At 41.1% G+C, this 20108-nt stretch carries 19 protein-coding genes; 5 read left to right on the forward strand and 14 right to left on the reverse strand.

Annotated elements, in window-relative coordinates; genetic code table 11:
- Positions 1-10 precede the first annotated feature (10 nt).
- Positions 11-2743: a PBP1A family penicillin-binding protein gene (locus tag ABC374_RS14980; protein WP_413018674.1), complete on the forward strand. Its 2733-nt coding sequence runs from the start codon at positions 11-13 to the stop codon at positions 2741-2743.
- Between the two features lie 42 nt (positions 2744-2785).
- On the opposite strand, the gene ABC374_RS14985 is transcribed toward ABC374_RS14980, so the two are convergent.
- The 4 genes from ABC374_RS14985 to asnS form a co-directional block, all read right to left on the reverse strand.
- Complete coding sequence (locus tag ABC374_RS14985; protein ID WP_413018676.1) at positions 2786-3325, reverse strand: YpoC family protein; 540 nt, start codon at positions 3323-3325, stop codon at positions 2786-2788.
- Positions 3322-3978 carry an endonuclease III gene (nth, locus tag ABC374_RS14990; RefSeq protein WP_350299331.1) on the reverse strand — a complete coding sequence of 219 codons (657 nt, stop codon included), beginning with the start codon at positions 3976-3978 and terminating at the stop codon, positions 3322-3324. The genes ABC374_RS14985 and nth overlap by 4 nt, the downstream gene beginning before the upstream one ends.
- Before the next feature lie 22 nt (positions 3979-4000).
- Positions 4001-4696 (reverse strand): DnaD domain-containing protein, encoded by a 696-nt coding sequence (locus tag ABC374_RS14995; protein WP_350299332.1) that lies wholly within the window; start codon positions 4694-4696, stop codon positions 4001-4003.
- Positions 4697-4812: 116 nt separating this feature from the next.
- The gene (asnS, locus tag ABC374_RS15000; protein ID WP_350299333.1) at positions 4813-6105 is read right to left on the reverse strand and encodes an asparagine--tRNA ligase; all 1293 of its coding nucleotides are present in this window, start codon (positions 6103-6105) and stop codon (positions 4813-4815) included.
- Between the two features lie 435 nt (positions 6106-6540).
- Here asnS and ABC374_RS15005 point away from each other — a divergent pair, with 435 nt between their 5' ends.
- Genes ABC374_RS15005 through ABC374_RS15015 form a run of 3 tightly spaced genes read left to right on the forward strand, consistent with a single transcriptional unit; the run spans position 6541 to position 8518 of the window.
- Positions 6541-7329, forward strand: a complete 789-nt coding sequence (locus tag ABC374_RS15005; RefSeq protein WP_413018679.1) for a fumarylacetoacetate hydrolase family protein — start codon at positions 6541-6543, stop codon at positions 7327-7329.
- Positions 7326-8114, forward strand: coding sequence for a fumarylacetoacetate hydrolase family protein (locus tag ABC374_RS15010; protein ID WP_413018681.1), 789 nt, complete (start codon positions 7326-7328; stop codon positions 8112-8114). Before ABC374_RS15005 ends, ABC374_RS15010 begins: the two co-directional genes overlap by 4 nt.
- Positions 8115-8131: 17 nt before the next feature.
- Complete coding sequence (locus ABC374_RS15015) at positions 8132-8518, forward strand: 5-carboxymethyl-2-hydroxymuconate Delta-isomerase (RefSeq protein ID WP_350299336.1); 387 nt, start codon at positions 8132-8134, stop codon at positions 8516-8518.
- A gap of 78 nt (positions 8519-8596) precedes the next feature.
- Here the strand turns inward: ABC374_RS15015 and hpaB are convergent, their stop codons facing one another.
- Positions 8597-10069 (reverse strand): 4-hydroxyphenylacetate 3-monooxygenase, oxygenase component, encoded by a 1473-nt coding sequence (gene hpaB / locus ABC374_RS15020; protein WP_413018683.1) that lies wholly within the window; start codon positions 10067-10069, stop codon positions 8597-8599.
- A gap of 165 nt (positions 10070-10234) precedes the next feature.
- On the opposite strand from hpaB, the gene ABC374_RS15025 reads away from it, so the two are divergent.
- Positions 10235-11104 (forward strand): LysR family transcriptional regulator, encoded by an 870-nt coding sequence (locus ABC374_RS15025; RefSeq protein ID WP_413018685.1) that lies wholly within the window; start codon positions 10235-10237, stop codon positions 11102-11104.
- A gap of 167 nt (positions 11105-11271) precedes the next feature.
- Here the strand turns inward: ABC374_RS15025 and ABC374_RS15030 are convergent, their stop codons facing one another.
- The 9 genes from ABC374_RS15030 to ABC374_RS15070 all read right to left on the reverse strand — a co-directional run bounded on the left by ABC374_RS15030 (position 11272) and on the right by ABC374_RS15070 (position 20069).
- Positions 11272-12837, reverse strand: a complete 1566-nt coding sequence (locus tag ABC374_RS15030) for a solute symporter family protein (RefSeq protein WP_413018687.1) — start codon at positions 12835-12837, stop codon at positions 11272-11274.
- Positions 12838-12840: 3 nt separating this feature from the next.
- Positions 12841-13179 carry a DUF485 domain-containing protein gene (locus ABC374_RS15035; protein WP_413018689.1) on the reverse strand — a complete coding sequence of 113 codons (339 nt, stop codon included), beginning with the start codon at positions 13177-13179 and terminating at the stop codon, positions 12841-12843.
- A gap of 426 nt (positions 13180-13605) precedes the next feature.
- Positions 13606-14589 (reverse strand): 3,4-dihydroxyphenylacetate 2,3-dioxygenase, encoded by a 984-nt coding sequence (hpaD, locus tag ABC374_RS15040; RefSeq protein WP_350299341.1) that lies wholly within the window; start codon positions 14587-14589, stop codon positions 13606-13608.
- A 29-nt stretch (positions 14590-14618) separates the two neighbouring features.
- Entirely contained in the window at positions 14619-16133 is a 1515-nt protein-coding gene (gene hpaE, locus ABC374_RS15045; protein WP_413018692.1) for a 5-carboxymethyl-2-hydroxymuconate semialdehyde dehydrogenase, read from the reverse strand.
- 78 nt (positions 16134-16211) lie between these two features.
- Entirely contained in the window at positions 16212-17132 is a 921-nt protein-coding gene (hpaI, locus tag ABC374_RS15050; RefSeq protein WP_413020376.1) for a 2,4-dihydroxyhept-2-ene-1,7-dioic acid aldolase, read from the reverse strand.
- Positions 17133-17238: 106 nt separating this feature from the next.
- Positions 17239-17916, reverse strand: a complete 678-nt coding sequence (locus ABC374_RS15055; RefSeq protein WP_350299343.1) for a GntR family transcriptional regulator — start codon at positions 17914-17916, stop codon at positions 17239-17241.
- A gap of 283 nt (positions 17917-18199) precedes the next feature.
- Positions 18200-19384 (reverse strand): pyridoxal phosphate-dependent aminotransferase, encoded by a 1185-nt coding sequence (locus tag ABC374_RS15060; protein ID WP_350299344.1) that lies wholly within the window; start codon positions 19382-19384, stop codon positions 18200-18202.
- 19 nt (positions 19385-19403) lie between these two features.
- On the reverse strand, positions 19404-19880 hold the full coding sequence (locus ABC374_RS15065) for a cell wall elongation regulator TseB-like domain-containing protein (protein ID WP_413018694.1): 477 nt from the start codon (positions 19878-19880) through the stop codon (positions 19404-19406).
- 18 nt (positions 19881-19898) lie between these two features.
- Positions 19899-20069, reverse strand: a complete 171-nt coding sequence (locus ABC374_RS15070) for a YpmA family protein (protein WP_064505144.1) — start codon at positions 20067-20069, stop codon at positions 19899-19901.
- Positions 20070-20108 lie beyond the last annotated feature (39 nt).

A 20108-nucleotide genomic window follows, 5' to 3' on the forward strand; every position in this document is an offset into this window, starting at 1 on the left:
GTTAGCTGTAATGGCTGAAAAATATAATACTAGAGAAGAACGCCGAAAGCAGGGGCAGACTCAAAAAAAGGGACAGAAAACAGGTCCTAAAAAGCCAACAAATATGCTTAAGCGAATTTTCCTTATACTTGTTACAATCGGAATAATAGGCCTTGTTGCCGGAGGAGCTGCAATGGCTTACTTTATCAGCGACGCTCCAAAGCTTGACCAAAAGCTTTTGAAAGATCCGGTCACATCCAAGATTCTCGATGAAAATGGTAAATTGCTAGCTGAAATCGGAAAGGAAAACCGGGATTATGTAAATTATGAAGACATACCCGACCTTGTCGAAGAGGCTTTCCTGGCAACGGAAGATTCACGATTTTATGAACACCACGGTGTCGATTTCTTACGTCTGGGCAGTGCCGTCATAGCCAACTTCAAAAACGGATTCGGCTCAGAGGGTGCAAGTACATTGACCCAGCAGGTTATCAAGCGTTCTTATTTAACACCTGATAAGACCATCAAAAGGAAAGTCCAGGAAATGTGGCTATCCATACAGCTTGAAAGGAAGTATACAAAAGAAGAAATTTTTGAAATGTATGTGAATAAGATTTTCTTTGCAAACCGTGCAAACGGGATCTTAACTGCATCGCAAACTTATTATGGAAAAGATCTAAACGAATTAAAATTGAACGAAGCGGCCATGCTTGTAGGATTACCGCAAAGTCCAAGCAGGTATGACCCGTATAAATACCCTGAACGTGCGAAAGAACGCCGTGATATTGTCCTGCACTTAATGAATAAACATGGATATATCACCGAAACGGAAATGAAAAATGCGCAAAGCATAGATATAACAGAGGGGCTTCAAGAAATCGATAAGAGTCAAATCGATACGACGGCATACGATGCCTTCATCGATTTGGTAATTGAGGAAGTCGGGGATATGGGTGACTATAACGTCTTTACCGATGGTTTGGAAATCCAAACGACAATTGATAAAGATGCCCAAGAATATGTCTATAACATGTTGAATAGTGATGAAATCATTAATTATCCAAGTAAAGATCTCCAAGCAGGAGTCACATTACTCGATACAGAAACTGGTGAAATCAAAGCAGTGGGCGGCGGCAGGAACACGACGGTTAAACGCGGCTGGAATTATGCAACGGATGCCAAGCGATCACCTGGTTCGACCATTAAGCCTATTCTGGATTATGGTCCTGCCGTAGAATATTTAAATTGGTCCACCTACCATCAAATCAAGGATGAGGAATACACTTACAGTGATGGAACACCGCTTAAAAATGCTTCCGGACGACATTATGGTACTGTAACCACTCGTGAAGCACTTGCTCGGTCATTAAATATCCCTGCCTTAAAAACACTACAAGCAGTCGGCTTGGAGCGGGCACGTGATTTTGCCGTTGACCTTGGCATACCTTTTAAAGAGAAGATAAATGAATCTGCTTCACTTGGGAGTGGTCAGGATGTTTCCACACTCGAACTTGCCGGAGCCTACAGCTCATTCGGAAACAACGGTATTTATAATGAACCCCATAGTGTGAAAAAGATTGTATTACGTGATAAAACAACCATTAAAAACAAGACGGAATCAAAACCGGTCATGAAAGATTCCACAGCTTTCATCGTGACGGATATGTTGAAAAGCGTCATGAAAGAACCTTATGGAACAGGAAGGTTAGCCAATATACCTAGTCTCCCTGTAGCCGGTAAAACGGGTTCAACCAATTTCACGCCTGAACAGCGAGCAGCGAACAACATCCCATCTTCCGGTGTAAAAGATAGCTGGATGGCAGGTTATACAACCAATTATACAGTCGCGGTTTGGGCTGGTTATGATAATGCATCTGGTGAGAAAATGGAATATCTGGGTGAATCATCTCAAAGGATCCCTAAATACATCTTTAAGAATTTAATGGAACATATGGCTCAATCAAAAGAAACGAAAGACTTTGATCAACCTGACAGTGTTGTGAAGGTTGGAGTCATCAAAGGTTCGAATCCAGCTGTTAAAGCCAATGAATACACACCAAGCAGTAAAATCACTTATGAATATTATGTTAAAGGTCACGAACCAACACAAGTGACGACAGAATATGAAAAAATCGACTCACCTGGCATTAACGCTTCTTACAATCAGGAAAGCAATGAAATCAATCTATCCTGGTCATATCCTAAAGGAAATGGGGATACCCAATTCGAGGTTAAGATGTCCGTTGATGGCGGAGCAAAGAGCGTATTGAAAAAATCGAAGGATACTAGTTTAACGATCCCGAATCCTACCCCTGGTAGTAAATATACTTTCTCAGTGGTAGCTTTAGTGGATAACCAACAAAGTGATCCTGCGAGTACATCAGTCAAAATACCTGCTGAAGCGGAAGCTCCTGAGGATACTGAGGACGAGGAGATTGAAGATCCGGCCGAAGGTGAAGATCCGGAACAAGAAACGCCTGCAGAAGGCGAAGAAGATCAGCAAGATGAAGACAAAAATAACAATGGCGAAAACGGCAATAATGGCAATGGCGAAAATAACGGCAATAACGGTAATAATGGTAATGGCAACAATGGTAATAATGGTAATGGCAATGGCAACAACACTGATGATGGCAATAATGGTGGTGATGAGGACGTCGAAGGCGGGGATGATGCCACTGACCCTGGAACGGGAGAAGAGGAAAAACCAGTCGAGACCCCTGACCCTAACCCTGACCCAGATCCAAACAAAGATACGGAATAAATATCTATAAAGATTGACTTAAAAAACGTCTAAGCTAAAAGCTTAGACGTTTTTTGGGCTGTTCTTATTTTTGATCATGAACTTCACATATTGCTTTTCAAATTCTCGGAACAACTCACTAAGCTGTCTATATGAATGAAAAAAAGCGGGTCTAGCAAGGATGAAAGAAAGCCTTTCAGCAAGGTTCACCGGAATATTGGGAAAGGATTCTATTTTTGCCCGGAAATCTCTCAATACCACTGGCTTTCCATGCATCCAGAAGACTGCGGTTAAAAATAAACCGATCCCCTGCTTCATGAGTCCCAAAGTCTGTCCCACTTTTCGCTCGGAAAATAGCAAACTGCATTCTGAATCAATTCCCTTCCATTTTTCCAGAAGTTCCTTTATATGCAATGCCTCCTTAGTCCAAGGAGCATACGTCTCAACGTTATTGTAATAAAGTAACTCATACGGGAAAGCTTCGAATGGGATCGTTCCACTCCAACCTGCAAAACGCTCTTTTTCCAAGATGGTTTCCTTTTCAGGAAAAAACAAAGGGTGGTCCAATTCTTCAGGGACTTTCAATGATATGGACTGCGTCAATTGGCTTCTTTCCTTTTCATTCTTTTTTTTCCTTCACGGCATAATTCAAGAAGCGGGCAGGTTTCACATCTTGGTGACTGGGCCTTGCAATGATAGCGTCCAAAGAATATCAGGCGGTGATGCGTAACGGACCATTCATCCTCTGGTATCTTAGCCATCAACGTTTTCTCAACATCGAGGACACTATCCTTCCAACGGCATAATCCCAGTCGCTTGGAAACACGCTCTACATGGGTATCCACAGCAATTGCAGGCACATCAAAAGCAACGGAAACGACTACATTCGCCGTCTTTCTGCCAACGCCAGGCAATTTAACAAGCTCATCACGATCTCTGGGAACTTCCTTACCGAATTCTTCGATCAGCATGCGCGACAACTTTTGTATATTCTTAGCCTTGTTACGAAACAAACCGATTGAGCGAATATCATTTTCCAGCTCTTCTATCGGAACGCTTATGTAATCCTCAGGCGTTTTATATTTTTGAAATAAATCCTTCGTTACTTTATTGACTAATACATCCGTACACTGAGCTGACAGGGCAACAGCAATCACCAATTCAAATGGATTGGAGTGATTCAGCTCACAATGGGCATCCGGAAACATTTCACCCATCGTATCCAGACAATATCGAATCTGAGCTTTATTCAACATATTGGTTCTCCTTCAATTTACATTACTGCTCGAGCCAGTTATAGAAAGGCACATCTTTCAATGGTCGTGCATTTTCCGTCTTTCGGTCCCTCTTTTGGTGAACTCTAAATTTTTGTCCTTGCTCCCTTGCCTGTTCCAAGGTTTTAATTCCATTCTTTTTCCACTCGAATAAAATTCGATCAATATATCGGAAATTCAATTTTCCGGAAATGACAGACTCCCTCAGAGCTGACTTAATGATTTCGGGTTGATGGTCATCCTCCATCCACATTGCCAATGTCTCACATTCATATGGAGATAAAGGGCGGCCGAACTCCTGTTCAAAAATCGTATAAAGGCTCTCCCCCGCTTTTTGGATTTCAGCAGACTCTGTCTGTTTCAAAGTTTTCAAGAAACAGTCCATCATTTTTTCATAAAGTGGAGACAACGAGTATTTTTCCTGTCCGATTTCTTGGCTCTCCTCAACCATCATTTCAATAAATCCCCTTTGGACCAAACGCTGGATCAAGAATAGACATTCCGTTTCCTGCAATGTCATTCGGTCAGAAAGTTGGGATGGTGCAGGGAAATGGTTACCTTTATCTATGAAGCTTTGCAATTGTAATAAAAGGACCATTTCTTGTTCATTTAGTCCCATTGTTCTATAGTTAGTCAACAAAAAGGATGGAATCGTTATCGTTCCTTCCTTAAACCACGCATATAAATGTTCTTTATTCATGTTTTTGGACACCTCTGGTTAAGTATAACATGAATACGGCTCCCCGAATAAGTTTATAATTTTAACAAAAAACGGTTATCTGCCAAATTTGGCAAGATAACCGCTTCATTACGGAATCAAGGATATAATCGATTTAATAGGCGTGGGAACGGGATGGTTTCACGGACATGCTCGACTCCACTGATCCATGCAACGGTGCGTTCTAATCCCAAACCGAAGCCTGAATGCGGTACAGAGCCATATTTTCTTAATTCCATATACCATTTGTAAGCATCCTCGCTCAAGCCATGCTCATTGATTCTCTGCTCAAGCAATTCCTGATCATGAATCCGCTCTGAACCGCCAATTATTTCTCCATATCCTTCTGGAGCGATCAAATCGGCACAAAGAACGACTTCTTCCCTGTCAGGGTCTGGCTGCATATAAAAAGGTTTGATTTTGGTTGGGTAATGGGTTATGAAAACGGGCTTATCATAACTTTCCGCTATCGCAGTTTCGTGCGGAGCCCCAAAATCATCACCCCATTGGATATCATCAAATCCTTGTTCATGAAGGAACTTAATGGCTTCATCATATGTAATACGCGGGAAAGGAGCTTGAATTTGTTCAAGCTTCGCTATGTCACGGCCCAGTGTATTCAACTCAAGCTGACAGTTTTTCAATACGGATTGGACGATCGAAGAAACGAATTGCTCCTGAACCTCCAGGTTTTCTTTAAATTCGATAAAAGCCATTTCTGGTTCAATCATCCAGAACTCGATTAAATGTCGTCTTGTTTTGGATTTTTCTGCCCTGAAGGTAGGGCCAAATGAAAATACCTTACCAAGTGCCATGGCAGCCGCTTCCATATAGAGCTGACCACTTTGTGAAAGGTATGCATCCTCATCAAAGTACTTGGTCGCGAACAATTCACTCGTTCCCTCTGGCGCGCTTCCAGTTAAAATCGGGGGATCCACTTTAACGAAACCTTCTTCATTAAAGAATTCATATGTAGCTCGGATTATTTCATTCCGGATCTTCATGACTGCATGCTGCCGTTTTGAACGCAGCCACAAATGGCGGTTATCCATTAAGAATTCAGGACCATGCGCTTTTGGTGTAATGGGATAATCCAATGATTCATGAATGATTTCAATATCTTTCACCTGTAGCTCAAAACCGAACGGCGAGCGTTCATCCTTTTGAATGACACCTGTTACATACAAGGATGACTCTTGCGAAACCGATTTCGCGCGAGCGAAAATTTCTTCACCCACATCAGCTTTCACGACCACACCTTGAATGAAACCAGAGCCATCACGGATTTGAAGGAAAGCAATTTTCCCACTGGAACGTTTACTGGCAAGCCAGCCTCCAATGGTTACTTCTTGATCGACGAATTTGCTAGCATCTTTTATTGTAATTTTCACGGAATTTACCTCCAAAAATAACTTAACTTACTAATGAATTTACTCTACTTATTATACCTATAGCCCTGCTTACAAGCAAATAAATCAATTGAAGCGGAGGTTCCATGCCTTTTATATCATTCTTATTATGTTTTTTAGTGTATTCGCTAGATTGCATGGTGGTTTACTATTCACGAACGCCCATGTGCTCTTACAGTAAAATCATCGTATATGTTATCGATTGACTTTTCCATTTCCTAAACAAATTAACGAATGGTAATCATGAAATCCTAGCTTCATACTAACTATATGTTCAAGGCATTTTTCAATTGAAACACCTCTTTTTTCTAACATTTTTTGTCTAATTATACTGAATAATCTAAATATGTTGAACTTAAGCAAAAAATCATATACGATATCATATATGATTAATAAAAAATCAAGGGGTGAGTGTCCATGACAAAAGCAAGAGTGAAGCTCATTGAGTCAGATTATTCAGAAGAAATCGAAATACTGTCGAACCGCTACATATTAATGAATGGTGATAAGTATGAGGTATCACAAATCAAGTTGGATAACCCTATTTCAGGAACGGTATATGGAACATTATTAAACTATAAAGGATCATTGGAAGCATTGAAGGGAAAGATCGACCATCCTCCCTATAATGAACCTCCTAAAGGGCCGATCCTTTATATTAAACCTAGAAACACATTTTCTTCTTTTTCAAATCCAGTTCCCCTTCCAAACAGCATACCTGAATTGGAAATCGGGGCAGCACTTGGAATTGTAATTGGTAAAACGGCCACAAGAGTCAAGAAAGAACATGCATTGGATTATATAGAAGGATTTACGATTGCCAATGATATCAGCATTCCTCATGAAAGCTTTTTCCGCCCAGCGATCCGCCATAAAGCGCGTGATGGATTTTGCCCGATCGGTCCCTGGGTCGTATCCAAGGAATCGATATCCAACCCCGATTCTTTAGGAATCCGTGTATATATAAATGGAGAGCTAAAGCAAGAAAATTCAACTTCAAATTTAATTCGCTCCATATCCCGCCTTATTGAGGATGTAACAGACTTCATGACTTTGAGTACAGGTGACGTCCTTCTAGTTGGAGTTCCAGAGAATGCACCGCTGGCAAAAGCCAATGATCATGTCAGAATAGAAATTGATGAAATCGGATATTTGGAAAATACAATCATTTCCGAGGAAAAACTATCACTGGAGGGGATTTTATGAAGAGAGCACGTGTAGCCTATGCAGGTGCCATACATCCAGCAATTGAATATCATGGCCAGCTCCAATTGGCGGATGGCCGGATTGTCAATGAGCAGGATGTTGTCTGGCTTCCCCCAGTGGAACCACGAACTGTCTTCGCGCTTGGCTTGAATTATGCAGACCATGCGAAGGAGCTTGCTTTTAAAGCCCCGGAAGAACCCCTTGCGTTCTTAAAAGGCCCCAATACCTTTATCGGCCACCGGGGACAGACAAAGCGGCCTGCTGATGCAGCTTTTATGCATTATGAATGTGAACTGGCAGTCGTCATCGGGAAAAAGGCGAAGAACATAAAAAAGGAAGAAGCCTTTATGTATGTAAGTGGATATACGGTTGCAAATGATTATGCAATACGGGATTATTTGGAGAATTACTACCGGCCAAACTTAAAGGTCAAAAATCGCGATACCTGCACGCCCATTGGACCTTGGCTAGTCGATGCCGAAGATATTCCAGATCCTTCGAATCTTGCCATCAAAACTTACGTCAACGGAAAATTGACTCAGCAAGGCAACACGAAAGACATGATTTTCGGCATTGCTGATTTAATTGAATATTTCAGCAGCTTCATGACATTGAGTCCAGGTGATATCATTTTGACAGGCACACCTGAAGGATTGGCGGATACTGCTGTAGGCGATGAAATCATCACTGAAATTGAAGGAATCGGGAAACTCGTCAGCACAATAGTCGGTGACGATGCATTTACTGAAGGCGGGGATCGGCCGCATCTAAAAATCCATAATTAACAGAAGGGACTAATCACATGCCTCATATTATTATTGAATATACGGATAATATCAAAGATGAAATCCAGATTGATGGCTTATTAAGGAAGGTGAATGATGTACTGATATCTTATCCTTCCATCTTTCCAATTGGCGGCATTCGATCCCGGGCCATTGAATTGAAGCATTATCGTGTTGCCGATGGTACAGAGGATGATGCCTTTGTTCATGCCATCCTAAAAATTGGTGCTGGACGCCAGGACAGTGATAAAACCAAAGTATGTGACCAACTATTCAAAACGATGGAATCCCATTTGGCATCCCTCTTTTCAAAAAGATATCTTGCACTCTCCATGGAACTTACGGAATTCAGTGATTTTGGCACATATAAAAAGAATAATATCCATGATCGATACAATAAATGAACAAGATTCCATATTTAAAGGCCTTCCACATCATTGGGGAGGCCTTTAAATTATAATGTTTTGCCACTGCTGCCGCGCTCAGTTGATTTCTGCAAGGTTTTCAGTACGGTTCAAGAACTCCTTGACACGATCCACATATTCCTGTTTATCATAGCCGTTATATAAAGCACTCGCCATACGGACCGGATCTCCAAAAAAGAATCTTTCGTACAGCGTTTGCCTGGATCCAAATGAACTCATGCATACATCCCATGCGAGACGATACAATTTGACCCTGTCATATGCTCCACCATTCGCAGCTTGAAGATATTTATCCAAATCCGGTCGAAGCTCCGAATTGAAATCGGCTTCATTTGGAATCGCCATTAAGCCGCTAGCTCCAAGAAGCTGCATTATTTCACTGAATCTAGGGTAAATCTTCGGATAATAATTACGGGCAATGTTTAATGGTGTAAAATCAGGTGTCATCATTCCCCATTTATCCAATTTCGCGTTTGCCTCCGAAGCTGTTATGAAAGCCTTTAGCGTTTCAAGCGCCATGATGACTTCCGAGATTTTCTCCTGAACATGCTGGTATTGCCCGATATTGATGGTTTCCGCCATAAGTTGCAAAATCCCCAGAATGAACTCGGTTTTGGCGATATTCTTCGATACCACCTGATGGGTCATATGAACAACTGCATTGCTTTCATTATAAGCCTGGTTGCAAATTCCGACATCCCCATATGCAAATACCCGATTCCAAGGAACGACTACATCATCAAAAACGATAATCGTATCCATCTCCTCAAATCGTGAACCAAGTGGATGATCAAAATGTGATTTGCCATAGTCGAATGATTCACGACAGATGAATTTCAACCCCGGTGTATTATTTGGTATGGAGAATGCGAATGCATAAGGGTTTTCTTCTTCTGATTGTTTTAGCAATGTCGAAGGGAAAACCATGATTTCATCCGTTATTCCTCCTTGTGTAGCTAATAATCTGGCTCCCTTTATAATAAGCCCTTCTGAATTCTTGCCAGCAATCCGTGCAGCGATGTAAGGGTCCGGAAGCTTTGCGGCACTAACTCCCCTATTAACCTGTGGTTGAATCAAGGTATGTGTCAACGACAAATCCTTTTCCCGGCAGAGCTCATAATAATCCTTCATATTTTTTGCAAATGCCGAATCCTGAGTGCCGAACATATCCGCTGCAGTACCGTACGCCATCATCCCACTGTTGATATAATCAGGGGAACGTCCCATCATTCCATTATTATGCCTTGCCCATTCTTGAATCATCATCCTCCTTTTTTCAAGGTCTTCCTTAGTCCGCGGCTGCATGAATGAGGTCCCTACTCTTTCGTTTGAAGTTGGTGAAATATAAGTCATGATGTCATTTTTCGCGGAATCATGCTGCAAATCATATAATTCAGCCTGTGTTTTCATGACCCCTTTAAAAGCTGGGTGTTGACTGATCTTATCTTTTACTTGCTCTCCATTGATCCATACATTCGCCTTTGCTTTGTCTACCCTATCGATATATTCTTTACCTGTTTTAGCCGGCATGCTTGCATCCCCCTTAAAAATCGATATAAATGAAGCGCTTACAATTAAATAAATTCCAAATATTGAATTAATTCCTATAACAAAATATACCATGTGTTATGATATATATAAAATACTTTAAAAATTCAAAATGTATATGTAAATCATATGTATGAGGTGTATATAATGGACATCCGGCAGTTAAAATATTTTGTGACAATCGTTCAGGAAGAACAAGTAACCAAAGCCGCAAAAAAATTACATATGGCTCAACCGCCTCTTAGCCAGCAACTTAAATTAATGGAAATGGAAATCGGTGAAAAACTTTTCGATCGGAATGGAAAGAAACTTGAACTCACAGAAACTGGCAAGGTCCTTTATAAAAAAGCTGAAGCTCTATTGAATCAGTTTGAAGAAACACTTCTGGAAGTGAAGGAAGTCAGTAAAGGGGTAAAGGGCACTCTTTCCATAGGCTCTGTAAAAACTTGCTTTTCTTACATTCCGCAAAGGATGAGAACCTTTAGAGTTAAATACCCTGACATACGTTTCAAGTTAATGGAAGGTGATACGTTCCGTTTGACAGAAGGCTTATTAAACAGGGAAATCGAGTTGGCCATTGTACGGCTTCCTATTAACGGTAAGCAATTCTCATCAATTAACCTTCCGCCGGAAGATTTTGTGCTTGTCACCCCAAAAGATTGGGATATACCAGACTCCATCGAATTCAAACAAATCAAAGAATATCCCCTCTTATTGCTGCATAGGGTAAGCGGTCAAGGTACTTACGAACTTATAGTGAATGAATGCTTCAGACATGGATTTGATCCTACGATTGTATGTGAATGTCCTGATGCTGCAATGATATTATCTTTAGTGAAGGAAGGAATAGGCGCTACCATCATGCCACGTACCACATCCAAATCGTTTTCAACCCAAGGGATAAAAATAGTCGAATTGATAGATTGTGAAGTACAATCGGAAGCCGCCCTTATTTGGCTAGAAGAACGCTATCTTTCCAAAGGCGCCGTCAAATTTCTAGAAACTTTTTCTGAATGAATGGCCAGTTATCCTTAAATCTTCATTTCATTTGCACCTTTTCTAATAATCTATGGTGTTGGTTTGAATTTCTATTTCAATGAAAAGATAAAAAGCAACCTGGATGGCTGCTTTTTAAAATCGATTCACAAGTTCGATGACCTGCCCTTTATTTATAGGCATATCATTCAATGTCGCAAAACACCCTTAACATCATGACCGGTATTGGACTTTACGAGGATTTCATTATAATTGTCTTTTGTAACCGTTTTAAAACCAGTCCTGCGATTACCGATCAGGGCACCTAAATAGCATGCGAGGAATCCAAGCGGAATGGAAACGATTCCTGGTGAATTCAAAGGGAAAATCGGGTCACCTCTCATAATGGTTGCTCCGGGGACCGGGTTCCAGACATTTGGACTGAGGGCCACGAGCAAAAGTGTACCAAAAAGACCTGTCATCATACCGACTATTGCTCCGGTTTTATTAAATTTTTTCCAATAAACAGTAAGAAGGATTACTGGCAAATTCGAACTGGCGGCCAATGTAAAGGCAATCGATGCCAGAAACGCTACATTGAATTCCTGCAGACCTAATGATAAAACAATCGCAAGTGCAGTCACACCAATGGAAGCCCATCTAGCCATCGTCATTTGCTGTTTTTCCGTCGCTTTTCCATCTTTTAATATTTCATTATAAAAATCATGTGAAAATGCCGTAGCACCTGTTAAAACGATTCCCGCAACAACTGCGAGTATAGTAGCAAAGGAAACGGCCGCAATAAAGGCGAATAAGATGTCCCCGCCCACAAGTTGGGCCAATAAAGGTGCAGCCATGTTACCCGCTGGATTAGCGTTCATGATATTCGATGTTCCGACCAACTTCGCAGCACCGAATCCGAGAAAAATGACCATGATATGAAAAGCACCCATAATCCACATCACCCAAACCACAGACTTCCTTGCCACTTGTGCATTCGGGACAGTCAAAAAACGTATTAAAATGTGCGGTAGACCTGCCGTTCCCAGAATTAAGCCCAGGGACAAGGAAGCTGCATCCCACCCACTGGCATATTTAATACCTGCCTTCAGGTAATCTGCACCCATAGGTGTCGCTGTTTTCATTTCCGTGAAAATTCCAATGAAACTAAAATTCAACTTCCACATGACGATCATGAATAATATAAACACGCCGCCAATCAGCAGGATGGCTTTAATGATCTGCACCCAGCTCGTCGCCGTCATCCCCCCAAATAGTACAAATACCAACATTACAATACCTACGATGATGACAGAGATATTATACGGGATGTCTAAAAGCAATTTAAACAAAGCACCTGCCGCAACAAGTTGACCCAGCATGTACATGACTGATATCACCAAGGTATTAAAAGCGGTCACTCCCCGGACCTGTTTATATTTAAACCTTGTAGTCACCATATCAGCCAATGTGTATTTCCCTAAGTTCCTTAAAGGTTCAGCCACCAGGAATAACACGACCAGGAATGAAACAAGTGCTCCGTACATCAGGAAAAATCCATCATACCCCGTTAAGGAAAATGCTCCAATCAACCCTAAAAATGTGGAAGCCGACATAAAATCCCCGGCCAATGCAAGTCCATTTTGCCTAGCGGTCAAACCGCCCCCAGCCGTATAAAAAGAGCCTGCCGTTTTAGTTTTTTTGGAAGCGAAATACGTGATGAAAAGCGTACCTATCGACATTAGTGCAAAGAGAATAATAACTGTCCAATTCATGAATCAAAGCCCTTCTTTCTCGATGATTTCTTTTATTTGTTCATCGATTCTTTCGGATTTCCTTACATATACGCTGCAAACCCATACAGACATAACCGTGATGGAAACACCGTACACCCACGCCCATGTTATGTCTCCAATGAAAGGGTGATCCAGGATATCAGTGTAAAAAACTAAGAAGGGCAAAAGCAGGGAATATCCCATAAAGAATATCGTATAAGGGATGACGAATTTCTTTTTATCGGAAAGCATATTCTGAAACTCTTTGGAAGCAACAATCTTTTCATAATCCACTAGATTAGTTTGTTCCGGATCTTGAAGGTTTTTTTCCAACCGAACCATCTCTTCACACCTCTACTGATATTTATTTTTCAAAGGACGGTAGTATTGAGCCTCTCCATTGTCAGAAATCCAAAAAAAATCCAAACAACTCATCTGCACAAGAAGGTCTAAGCCCATCCCTAAGCTTTCCGTACGCATTTTATCTACCCGGTGACACTTACAGACAGGGCAGCAGTTAGTTCCCACTGCTGCCCTGTCCCAGACCATATCTTTTAGAAGGCTTGCACTTTCGCAATAGACTTGGCTCGCATATCCCTCATCCGTTTCGGCTTATTTATACTTTCACGTTTCAAATGATATCCATATCCATCTACCAGTTTTCCATCAACTATTCACCAATTGCACTAGCACCCTTTCGAAAAGACCAAGAGAGTCAATGTATGTTTTGCCGAAACACTCGATCATTCATCCTGAATCCCGCTTTTTTCAGATGATGAATTCAGGCTTGCTTTTTGCCAGGATCGGTTCTTTAAGAGGAACTTCTTCTCCTGATATTATATCAAGTACAGAAGATGCCTCATCAAACCATGAATCCGGGGCTTTGGCTCCCCAGAATGTCTGGCGTCTTGGATCATTCAAATCCCAATGAATCGGTTCGATATCCGGGTCAGATGTTAAGTAATCCCCATTGTATAATTCGATTCTGTGACCGTCCGGGTCTCTTAAATATAGGAAGAATGCATTGGATAGGCCATGCCTTCCGGGTCCGCGTTCGATGGACTGTGCATATCCAAGTGATGCCAGTACATCACAGGCATGGATAATTGCAAGGGGGTCAGGCAGAAAGAAGCCTACATGATGAAGTCTTGGGCCGATTCCGTTCATGAATGCCTGGTCATGGACCGTTTGCTTTCTATGTAGCCACGTTGCCCATAATTGGCCCGACTCATCCACTGTATCTTCTGAGCAGGCAAAACCCAATTCCTTCACATAAAAATCATAGGCTTTTTGCACATTTGTTACATTACAATTCACATGATCGATCCTTTGGACCCTTGAACCCCTATGCATATCGAATCGTTGCAGCAATCTCTCTGCTTTATCCATTTTGCTGAAAAATTCGATTGGCAATCCGGAAATATCCTGAACTCGGAGCGATTTGCCTAGTGCATGCTGTGTTCCTTCCTTCATCCACTTCATTTTCATTCCCTTGGACAGCAAGAAAGATTCCAATTCTTCAAGGTCTTCCTCTTTTTCAACCTTGTATCCTATCGCTTCAACACTTGGCTTTTCTGCCTTTTGCAAGACAAGCGAGTGATGATGCGCTTCCTCTAAACCACGTAAATATATGTGATCATTCGTTCTTTCCGTTTCAATAAAACCTAAAGCATCCACATAAAAGGCTCTTGATTTATCTAAATCTGTTACATTAAGTATCGTTCTCGCAACACGAATAATAGAAAAATTCATAGTATTCTCCCTTTCTTTTGACACCCGGATTATTTTTCAGCAGAAGAAACGGCATTTTGTTTTACGTCCCCAAATTTCGGAATGTGATGTTCTCCAATTGCTACGTGGATAACTTGTGTTTCCGTATAGAATTCAAAGCTATAATGGCCACCTTCACGTCCTACCCCACTATATTTCGATCCTCCAAACGGTATCCGCAAATCCCTTACGTTTTGGGAATTCACCCATACCATCCCACTATCGACAGCTTGAGCAAACCTATGTCCCCGTTTCATATCATTTGTCCATACATAAGCAGCAAGCCCATACTTTACATCATTAGCCATTCTCAGTACTTCCTCTTCAGTCTTGAAAGGAATGACTGCCATGACTGGTCCAAAAATCTCTTCTTGTGCCACCGTCATATCATTTGTACAGTTCAAAAGAAGCGTCGGGGCAATATAATTCCCTTCCTTGAACCCACTAGGTATGGCACCGCTTACAATTTCCGCCCCTTCATCTTTTGCTATATCCAGATAACGGGAGACATTATTAAAATGGCTACGATGGATCAGCGGTCCGATTTCCGTGTCTGGATCCATTGGGTTTCCAATTTTGATATTATGAACACGTTCCTTCAATTCTGCAACGAACTGGTCTATTATCGATTCATGGACAAATAATCTGGAATTAGCTGTGCAGCGCTCCCCATTGAATGAATAAATTCCCCATACCACTGAATCCAGGGCCTTCTCTAGATCGGCATCTTCAAAAATGACGGCTGGTGATTTACCTCCAAGTTCCATGGAAAAACGTTTCATCGTATCCGCACCATTTTTAATGATTTCAGCACCGGTTGTCGTTTCTCCGGTAAAGGATATCAATTGGACTTCAGGATGGGCAACCAAGGACGCCCCCGCTGTCTCCCCAAAACCGTGAACGATATTGAATACGCCTTTTGGCAGACCTGATTGATCAATGATTTGTGCTAATTTATTGGCAGTCAATGGAGACCACTCCGCCGGTTTAAGGACACATGTATTACCTGTAGCCAGGGCCGGGGCGATCTTCCAGGTTTCTAACATGAAAGGCGCATTCCAAGGAGTGATTAATCCTGCCACTCCTATCGGTTTATGAATCGTATAATTGATGAAAGTGTCATCCACTTGATATGACTCCCCTATTAGCCTGCTTTTCACCATTTCAGAATAAAAACGGAAATTCTCCGCTCCCCTTGCCGCTTGTTTTTTTGTCTGGCTAATCGGCAACCCTGTATCAAGGGATTCCAAAAAGGAAATTTCTTCGGCATTCTCTTCAATTAAATCAGCAATCCTATTAATGTACTTCAATCTTTCTTCCACTTTCATCGTTCTCCATGGACCATTACTGAATGCATCTCTTGCGGCAGCGACCGCTTGATCAATATCCTCTTTAAACCCTTCTGCCACATTATTGATTGCTTGATTATTAAAAGGGCTTAGATTTTCAAATGTTTTTCCTGAGATACCATCGACAAATTGACCATTGATGTAATGCTTCACATCTTGCACGGGAAAAGTTTGCATGATAAATCCTCCTTTAAAAATTAATTCGGGAAGATGACAATAACCGTTTGGATTTGTGCAATCTTCCCAATTTAGCAATTATGACTGGATTTTTTGGTCAATCAACCCGTATGATTGAAGGGTTTCACGCAGTTCTTTTTCCAACGGCTCCGAAGGCGGCCCCATTGGCGGCCGTAATGCAGGATTGATTTTCCCCATCATCCCCATCGCAGCTTTTAATGGTCCTGGATTGGTTTCTTTAAACAAAACATCATTCAATGGCATTAATTTGTAATGGAGGTCAAGTGCCTTATCCACATCACCCTCCACCCAATGGTTATAAATTTCTGCCACTTCTTTAGGAGTGATATTGGCTGTAGCACTTATATGTCCTGCCCCTCCAATAGCCAACATCGGATAGCATAATAATTCGATGCCCGAATATAAGAGAAAATCCCTTCCACAATTCAATAAGACACGGTTCACATGTTCAAAATCCTTATTTGATTCCTTCACACCAATAATATTTTCACAGTCTTCAGCAAGACGTGCCAATGTCTTCACTTCCAAATTCGTCGCCGTTCTTCCGGGAATGTTATAAACGATAAGCGGGATATCAACGGAATCGGCCACCGTCTTAAAATGATTGTAAAGTGCCTGTTGATTCGGTTTATTGTAATAAGGAACGATGACTAATGCAGCATCCGCGCCCATTTCCTGTGCCCTTTTTGTCAAATGCAACGTTTCTTTCTGATTGGCAGATCCAGTACCTGGTGCAACCGGAACACGGGCTTTTGCTGCTTTAATTGCCGTCTCCATCACTAATTCCCGTTCCTCAATCGTTAGTGAACTCGGCTCGCCGGTAGTCCCGCATACCGAGACACCATGGGAACCGCTTTCAATATGCCAGTTTACTAGATTTTCAATTGCCTTTACATCCACTTCCATCTTGTCATCAAACGGAGTGATAATGGGAGCGATGGATCCTCTTAAACGACTTTTGATTTCCTCGTACATTATTTCTACCACCTTTTCATTATTTGAATATTCCGAATAATTCAAGTGAAAAAATCGGCTTTGATTTTATGAATAATCGTTCGACTATTATAAAATAAAGCCTGGGTCATCAAAGTGCCTGATCGTGATTAGTTTCCGCCCTCTGCTTGAATGTACTGATGGCATTCAGTTTATGCTTTCTCACCAGAGATTCAATTTCTTCAAAAGATGCTTTTTCCTTTAAAAGCTTTATGATGCTTTCATGTTCGCGAATCGATTGGACTGCGCGTTGCGGTACCATGGTGAACATGGACTTTCTGACTCTATTCATTCTTTGTTGCGCCTGTTTAATTTCCTCCTTTAAAAAGGAATTTCCGCACTTTTCATAAATTTCCTCATGGAAACATTCGTTTAACTTACCAAACAGCTCTAATTCAAAGTTATGGAGGGCTTTTTCCATTTCTTTGTTTAAATTAATCAGATTTTCAAAATCATCATCTTTCATCGTCAAAGAACTAAGGGCAGCTGCATATCCTTCAAGCAAAGATAGAACAGAAAGAGTTTCAATGTATTCGCTCTCATTAATGCTTGTAACCACTGCTCCACTATAAGGCTTATATTGAATAAGGCCGTCGGATTCCAGTTGTCTGATCGCTTCCCTGACAGGAATCGGACTTAGACTAAGTTCTTTTGCCGTTTGATCGATAATGATCCGCTGTCCAGAACCATATGTTCCATCCAAAATTAATTTACGAAGGTGCTCATATGCTATTTGTTTTTTGCTGGGTGTTTTGTTTTTCTCTTCCATATTTTCATCATATATGAAATCATATATGATTGCAATCGGTTTTAATTAAAAATCATATATGATTTTCTTATTTCTTTATATACTGTTTCTCTGCAGGACTTAATGGGACAAAAAACTCCATTGTTAAAAAGGGAGATCAGTAATCCACCTTTTCCTATGCCATAGAGAAGTGAGCCAAATGCTTATCATGTCTACTTCCCGAATGTATCATATCAAAATAAAATTCAACTAAAATAACCTGCAGACCCTGTTGTAGCCAGGTAGTCTGCAGGTTATTAAAAAATTATGCCATTTTTGATTTAACGAATGAATGTATTCTTTCAACTGCTGCTTCCAACAGCTCCAGTGAAGTTGCATAAGAGAGTCTGATGTTATCAGGTGCACCGAACCCTGAACCTGGAATAACAGCCACTTGAGCTTCTTCCAGCAACGCAGTCGTAAAATCTTCGACATTGCTGTACCCTGTTAATTCAACTGCACGTTTAACGTTCGGGAATAAATAAAATGCCCCTTGTGGTTTAATGCAGCTAATGCCTGGAATTTCAACCAATTTATCATATATCTTATTCAAACGGCCTTCAAATGCCTGACGCATTTCTTCAACAGGTTCTTGTGTACCTTCATAAGCGGCAATCGCACCATATTGAGCAGTTGTGGTAGGATTTGATGTGCTATGGCTGGCAAGGTTCGTCATTGCTTTAATGATGGACTCTTCACCGACTGCATAACCAATTCTCCAGCCAGTCATCGAATGCGATTTAGATACACCATTGATGATGATCGTTTGCTTTTTCAATTCAGGTGAAATCTCTGCAATGGATGTATGTTTAGCATTTCCATAAACCAATTTTTCGTAAATTTCGTCGGAAACGATCAAGATATCATGAGCCAGGCAAACTTCCCCGATAGCAGCCAATTCTTCCCTGGAATAAAGCATGCCCGTTGGATTGCTTGGCGAGTTTATGATAACCGCTTTCGTTTTTTCGGTAATTGCTTGTTCTAATTGTTCTTTAGTGATTTTATATTGATTTTCTTCCGTACCGACTACATAAACTGGCTTTCCGTCAGCAAGTTTGATTTGCTCAGGATAGCTTACCCAATATGGTATCGGAACAATGACTTCATCTTCTTCATCCAGGATAGCTTGAAACAATGTATAAAGCGCGTGCTTTGCACCTGAGCCAACTACAATTTCAGACGGTTTGTATTCCAAGCCTTGATCACGCTTCAATTTAGCCGCAATTGCTTCTTTTAGCTTCGGCAGACCAGCGGATGGCGTGTATTTAGTTTGACCTTCATTCATGGATAGAAGTGCTGCATCTATGATATGTTGGGGTGTATTATAGTCTGGTTCACCAGCACCCAAACCAATTATATCCAGACCTTGTGCCTTAAGCTCCTTTGCTTTTGCCGTAATGGCCAATGTTGTTGATGGCGTTAATGACTGAACGCGGTTCGCTAATTTCATTTTAAATTAATCCTCCATTCTAAATGCTTCGATAATACTTTAGCCATTCCCCAGTTTTAAAATCATAATAGTCATAGTTAAAACGCTCGGATTCATCAAGATACGTTACTTCCCAAAGCGGAACGTTCTTTTCCATGCCTAGCTTAACCGAAATGATTTTTTGGGGATTAAGCTTTTCTTTGACAATGTTCATGATCTCTTTTTTTGATTTACCATCTTTATAGTTTTCCACTACTATTTCTTTCTTCTTGTCCTCAGGAAGCCAGACTATTTTCTTAGTCCCCTTTTCACCTTCACCAATGATGACGGAGTATGAATCCTGCCCATTATAAAGGTAGAATTCTTCCATGGTCACAAGGCCGCCCTCTTCCTTTGCCTTTTTAAAAGCCTCATTACCAGCCTCTTTTTTAGGCTGCAACGCTTTAATATATGCCCCGCTGACAAATCCGATAAAACAAAGGAGTAGGATAGAAGCAATAATCAACCATTTTTTCAAAGCTGCTTTTCCCTCTTTCTATGTACGATAAATTGTAAATATCGCTTTTTCTTGATCTTCGGAATCCAATGCGAGACCGAACATCAAGTCATCTTTTTTCAATGTTCGGTTCAAGGAATCCACAATTTTATACAGATCAGGAGAATGTTGCAACCTGACTGTTGAAATTACTTCGATTTTACTTTCCATGAAAATGCCCCTCCATTTTAATAAATTGTCAACAACCAC

Origin of the sequence: Peribacillus phoenicis (assembly GCF_047238085.1) — a bacterium.
Classification (GTDB): Bacteria; Bacillota; Bacilli; order Bacillales; family DSM-1321; genus Peribacillus.

Coding starts and splice junctions, on each gene's coding strand:
- ABC374_RS14980 (WP_413018674.1), top strand. CDS start 11: ATGGCTGAAAAATATAATACTAGAGAAGAACGCCGAAAGCAGGGGCAG.
- nth (WP_350299331.1), bottom strand. CDS start 3,978: ATGTTGAATAAAGCTCAGATTCGATATTGTCTGGATACGATGGGTGAA.
- ABC374_RS14995 (WP_350299332.1), bottom strand. CDS start 4,696: ATGAATAAAGAACATTTATATGCGTGGTTTAAGGAAGGAACGATAACG.
- ABC374_RS15005 (WP_413018679.1), top strand. CDS start 6,541: ATGACAAAAGCAAGAGTGAAGCTCATTGAGTCAGATTATTCAGAAGAA.
- ABC374_RS15010 (WP_413018681.1), top strand. CDS start 7,326: ATGAAGAGAGCACGTGTAGCCTATGCAGGTGCCATACATCCAGCAATT.
- ABC374_RS15015 (WP_350299336.1), top strand. CDS start 8,132: ATGCCTCATATTATTATTGAATATACGGATAATATCAAAGATGAAATC.
- hpaB (WP_413018683.1), bottom strand. CDS start 10,069: ATGCCGGCTAAAACAGGTAAAGAATATATCGATAGGGTAGACAAAGCA.
- ABC374_RS15025 (WP_413018685.1), top strand. CDS start 10,235: ATGGACATCCGGCAGTTAAAATATTTTGTGACAATCGTTCAGGAAGAA.
- ABC374_RS15030 (WP_413018687.1), bottom strand. CDS start 12,837: ATGAATTGGACAGTTATTATTCTCTTTGCACTAATGTCGATAGGTACG.
- ABC374_RS15035 (WP_413018689.1), bottom strand. CDS start 13,179: ATGGTTCGGTTGGAAAAAAACCTTCAAGATCCGGAACAAACTAATCTA.
- hpaD (WP_350299341.1), bottom strand. CDS start 14,589: ATGAATTTTTCTATTATTCGTGTTGCGAGAACGATACTTAATGTAACA.
- hpaE (WP_413018692.1), bottom strand. CDS start 16,133: ATGCAAACTTTTCCCGTGCAAGATGTGAAGCATTACATCAATGGTCAA.
- ABC374_RS15055 (WP_350299343.1), bottom strand. CDS start 17,916: ATGGAAGAGAAAAACAAAACACCCAGCAAAAAACAAATAGCATATGAG.
- ABC374_RS15060 (WP_350299344.1), bottom strand. CDS start 19,384: ATGAAATTAGCGAACCGCGTTCAGTCATTAACGCCATCAACAACATTG.
- ABC374_RS15070 (WP_064505144.1), bottom strand. CDS start 20,069: ATGGAAAGTAAAATCGAAGTAATTTCAACAGTCAGGTTGCAACATTCT.